Origin of the sequence: Clostridium sp. (assembly GCF_021443865.1) — a bacterium.
Classification (GTDB): domain Bacteria; phylum Bacillota; class Clostridia; order Clostridiales; family Clostridiaceae; genus Clostridium.
Genome location: NZ_JABUTB010000060.1, coordinates 1 through 4,454 on the forward strand (window position 1 = coordinate 1; position 4,454 = coordinate 4,454).

The 4,454-nt window shown below is 34.0% G+C and carries 8 protein-coding genes; all 8 read left to right on the forward strand.

All coding sequences use genetic code 11. The annotated features are described in order from the left end of the window. Positions 1-429, forward strand: a 429-nt coding sequence (gene rpsE / locus HUJ77_RS10980; protein ID WP_291708630.1) for a 30S ribosomal protein S5, incomplete at its 5' end; no start/stop codon positions are given. Between the two features lie 12 nt (positions 430-441). Next, complete coding sequence (gene rpmD, locus HUJ77_RS10985) at positions 442-621, forward strand: 50S ribosomal protein L30 (RefSeq protein WP_008681171.1); 180 nt, start codon at positions 442-444, stop codon at positions 619-621. 21 nt (positions 622-642) lie between these two features. Continuing rightward, positions 643-1,083, forward strand: a complete 441-nt coding sequence (gene rplO, locus HUJ77_RS10990; RefSeq protein WP_066889862.1) for a 50S ribosomal protein L15 — start codon at positions 643-645, stop codon at positions 1,081-1,083. Between the two features lies 1 nt (position 1,084). After that, positions 1,085-2,359, forward strand: a complete 1,275-nt coding sequence (secY, locus tag HUJ77_RS10995; RefSeq protein ID WP_291708631.1) for a preprotein translocase subunit SecY — start codon at positions 1,085-1,087, stop codon at positions 2,357-2,359. A 22-nt stretch (positions 2,360-2,381) separates the two neighbouring features. Continuing rightward, entirely contained in the window at positions 2,382-3,032 is a 651-nt protein-coding gene (locus HUJ77_RS11000; protein ID WP_291708632.1) for an adenylate kinase, read from the forward strand. Further along, positions 3,032-3,781 carry a type I methionyl aminopeptidase gene (gene map / locus HUJ77_RS11005; RefSeq protein WP_291708633.1) on the forward strand — a complete coding sequence of 250 codons (750 nt, stop codon included), beginning with the start codon at positions 3,032-3,034 and terminating at the stop codon, positions 3,779-3,781. The genes HUJ77_RS11000 and map overlap by 1 nt, the downstream gene beginning before the upstream one ends. Before the next feature lie 51 nt (positions 3,782-3,832). Continuing rightward, the gene (locus HUJ77_RS11010) at positions 3,833-4,144 is read left to right on the forward strand and encodes a KOW domain-containing RNA-binding protein (protein ID WP_291708634.1); all 312 of its coding nucleotides are present in this window, start codon (positions 3,833-3,835) and stop codon (positions 4,142-4,144) included. A 7-nt stretch (positions 4,145-4,151) separates the two neighbouring features. Beyond that, on the forward strand, positions 4,152-4,370 hold the full coding sequence (gene infA, locus HUJ77_RS11015; RefSeq protein WP_066889870.1) for a translation initiation factor IF-1: 219 nt from the start codon (positions 4,152-4,154) through the stop codon (positions 4,368-4,370). Positions 4,371-4,454: the final 84 nt, after the last annotated feature.

The following is a 4,454-nucleotide window of genomic DNA, read 5'->3' on the forward strand; positions in this document are numbered from 1 at the left end:
GTTAAGGGTGGTAGAAACTTCAGATTCAGCGCACTAGTAGTTGTTGGTGATGAGAACGGGCACGTAGGCGTTGGAATGGGTAAGTCAATAGAAATCCCAGAAGCAATTAAAAAAGGAATAGAAGATGCTAAGAAACACTTAGTAAGTGTTGCTATAGTTGGAACAACTGTTCCTCATCAAATATATGGAAAATTTGGAACTGGTAAAGTTCTTATAATGCCAGCTAAAGAAGGTACAGGAGTTATCGCTGGAGGTCCAGCTAGATCTGTATTAGAATTAGCAGGATTAAAGGATGTTAGAGCTAAGTCATTAGGTTCAAACAATCCAAAAAACATGGTAAATGCTACAATTAACGGTTTAGCAAACTTAAGAACAGCTGAAGATATAGCTAAATTAAGAGGCAAAACTGTTGAAGAAATTTTAGGTTAGGAGGGAAAAGCAATGGCAAAAATTAAAGTTACTCTTGTTAAGAGTTTAATTGGAAGAAAAAAAGACCATATTGCTACTGCACATGCCCTTGGACTAAAAAAGATTGGTAAGACAGTAGAACATGAAGAAACTCCTCAAATCAGAGGAATGATTAATAAAGTTGACTATCTACTAAAAGTAGAAGAAGTTTAGTAAGAGGAGGTGCATTGAGTAATGAAGCTTCATGAATTAAAGCCAGCAGCTGGAAGTAAGAAGGCTCCTAAAAGAGTTGGTAGAGGTACTGGTTCAGGTTTAGGTAGAAATGCTGGAAAAGGTGAAAAGGGCCAAAAGGCTAGATCAGGTGGTGGAGTTAGACCAGGATTTGAAGGTGGTCAAATGCCATTATACAGAAGACTTCCTAAGAGAGGTTTCACAAATATATTTGCTAAACAATATGTAAGTATTAATGTTGATAGATTAAATATATTTGAAAATGGAACTGAAATAACACCAGAAGTTTTACTTGAAAGAAGAGTTATCAGTAAGGTGAAAGACGGAGTTAAGATTTTAGGAAATGGTACACTAGAGAAGAGCCTAACTGTAAAAGGATGTAAGTTCTCAAAATCAGCGGCTGAAAAGATAGAAGCAGCTGGAGGAAAAGTTGAGGTGATTTAGTATGCTATCAACCCTACGTAATGCCTGGAAGGTTCCCGAATTAAAAAAGAGATTTTTATGGACTATATTTTTAGTTGCAATTTTCAGGATAGGAACACATATTCCTGTTCCTGGAATGCGCACAGATGTTTTAAAGAGTTTAGCAAGTAGTGGAACTATATTTGGTTTCTATGATCTAATATCAGGAGGGGCATTTAGACAATTTAGTATATTTGCGCTAAGTGTAACACCATATATTAATGCTTCTATAATAGTTCAATTATTAACTATAGCAATTCCTTCATTAGAACAGCTTTCAAAAGAAGGTGAAGAAGGAAGGAAGAAAATACAAAAGATTACAAGAATTTTATCTATAGTAATTGGATTTATTCTTGCTTTTGGAACTTATAGTATGGTTGCAGCTAGAGGTGCTACATTCAGTATGTCATGGTATGAAGTTATTATAGTTTTAATAGCGTTAGTAGCAGGATCAACATTCTGTATGTGGTTAGGAGATCAAATTACTGCTAAAGGATTTGGAAATGGAATATCTATACTAATATTTGTAAATATAGTATCACAGTTACCTACAACTTTAATGTCATTATTTACATTAAAGGATCAAGGGAAAATATCTATTATAGGTATTTTATTATTTGTTGCTGCTGCAATATTGTTATTATGTATTGTAATATTCTTCTCATTAGCAGAAAGAAGAATACCTGTTCAATATGCTGGTAAAGCTGTTGGATCTAAAATGATGAGAGGGCAAAGCACTCACATTCCATTAAGCATAATAGGATCTGCTGTTATAGCAATAATCTTTGCTATGTCAGTTATGATGTTCCCTAAGACAATTGCAGAATTCTTCCCAAATCATAACTGGGCAATTTGGGTAGTAAGTAATCCATATAGTATATTTAATGAATCAACATGGATGTATCCAGTAGTTTATTCTATATTAACTATATTCTTTACATGGTTCTATACACAAATTACATTTAAGCCTGATGAAATGGCAGAAAATCTGCACAAATCAGCAGGGTTTGTACCAGGAATAAGACCAGGAGAAGCAACAGAAAAGCATTTTGAAAGAGTACTTACAAAAGTATCATTAATTGGAGGAGTATTTGCAGCTTTATTAGCAATACTACCAATATTAATTTCAAATTCACAATTACAAGGAATTCAATTTGGTGGAACCTCATTATTAATTATGGTTGGTGTTGGACTTGATTTCTCAAGACAATTAGATTCACAATTAGTAATGAGACATTATCAAGGATTCTTAAAATAGATTAATAATGGAGATGATGCCCGTGAAGATAGTATTATTAGGTCCTCCTGGAGCAGGTAAGGGAACACAGGCAAAATCAATTAGTAATAGATACTCAATACCACATATTTCTACTGGAGATATATTTAGAAAAAACATTTCTGAAAATACTCCTTTAGGAATAGAAGCTAAAAAGCACATCGATAAAGGACAGTTAGTACCAGATGAAATTACTATTAATATGGTAAAAGATAGGTTACAACAAGATGACTGTAAAGATGGATACTTATTAGATGGCTTTCCAAGGACAGTTCATCAAGCAGAAGCACTTCAAGGATTCCTTTCAGATAGAAATGAATCACTTGATACAGCTTTGCTGATTGAAGTACCTACTGGATTTATTTTAGAAAGAATGACTGGTAGAAGAGTATGTCCATCATGTGGAGCTAGCTATCATATAAAGTTTAATCCACCAAAGATAGCAGGAAAATGTGATGTTTGTGGAAGTGATATAATCCAAAGAAAAGACGACACAGAAGAAACAGTGTCTGAAAGACTTGATGTGTATGAGAGACAAACACAACCACTGATTGATTTTTATAAAGAAAGAAACTTACTTTCAATTGTAGATGGAACAAAAGCTATTAATGAAGTATTTGAAGGGATCTGTAATATCTTAGGGAGTGTTAAATAATGATCATCATTAAAAACAACAAAGAGATTGATCTAATGAGATCTGCAGGTAAGATAGTAGCAGAAACATTACTACTTATTGAGGAAAAAGTAAGACCAGGAATAACTACTGCTGAATTAGACAGGATAGCAGAAGAATTTATAACTAAGCATGGAGCAAGACCTTCATTCAAAGGTCTATATGGTTTTCCAGCTTCACTATGTATATCTGTTAACGAGCAAGTAGTTCATGGGATCCCAGGAGGTTATGTATTAAAAGATGGAGATATAGTTAGTGTGGACTGTGGAGCTAATATTAATGGCTTTCACGGTGATGCTGCAAGAACTTTTGGTGTAGGAAGTATAACAAAAGAAGCTGAAAGGTTAATTAATGTAACAGAAGAAAGCTTTTTTAAAGGAATTGAATATGCTAAAGTAGGTAACAGACTTACTGATATATCACATGAAATACAGAACTGCGTAGAAGCTGCAGGCTTTTCCGTAGTAAGAGATTTCGTAGGACACGGTATAGGTAGAGTTGTACACGAAGATCCAGATATACCTAATTATGGTCGTCCAGGAAGGGGACCAAAATTGGTTGAGGGAATGGCATTAGCTATTGAACCTATGGTTAATGTGGGCAACTATAAAGTTAAAACATTAAGCAATGATTGGACTGTAGTAACTAGTGATGGAAGTCTATCTGCACACTACGAAAACACGATTGTAATTTTACCAGATGGACCCGAAATATTAACACTGATTAGATAAGTGTTGCTTAGTTATAAATTCGCATGATACCAAAGGGTGGCTTGTAGATTTATGGCTAAGGTAATCATTGAGGTGAAAAGTTTGCAAAACAATGACTTAATTGGGAAAATGGTTCTTTCAAAAAGAGGAAGAGATAAAAGTCATTTATATGTTATAATAGGGCAGTTAAGTGATGATTATGTAATTCTTAGTAATGGGAGTACTAAAACAGTTCAGATGCCTAAACAGAAGAATTTAAAGCATATAAGTGTTTTAGAGGATGTAGATGATGAGATTAAAGCATCTATCATATCAAGGGATAGAGGTACTGATTTAAAAATAAAAAGATTTCTAAAACTTAAAGGCATTGTTAAGGAGGGTTGATTACCTTATGTCAAAAGATGATGTAATAGAAATGCAAGGTACAGTACTAGAAGCACTGCCAAATGCTATGTTCCAAGTTGAACTAGAAAGTGGGCATAAGATTCTAGCACATATATCAGGAAAATTAAGAATGAACTTCATAAGAATTCTACCTGGAGATAAGGTTACAATAGAACTTTCTCCATATGATCTAACAAGAGGTAGAATAACATGGAGAGCTAAATAATAAAGTGGAAAATCCACTAAGTATTACAAGGAGGGTTAGCGATGAAAGTAAGACCATCAGTTAAGCCTATTTGCGAAAAGTGCA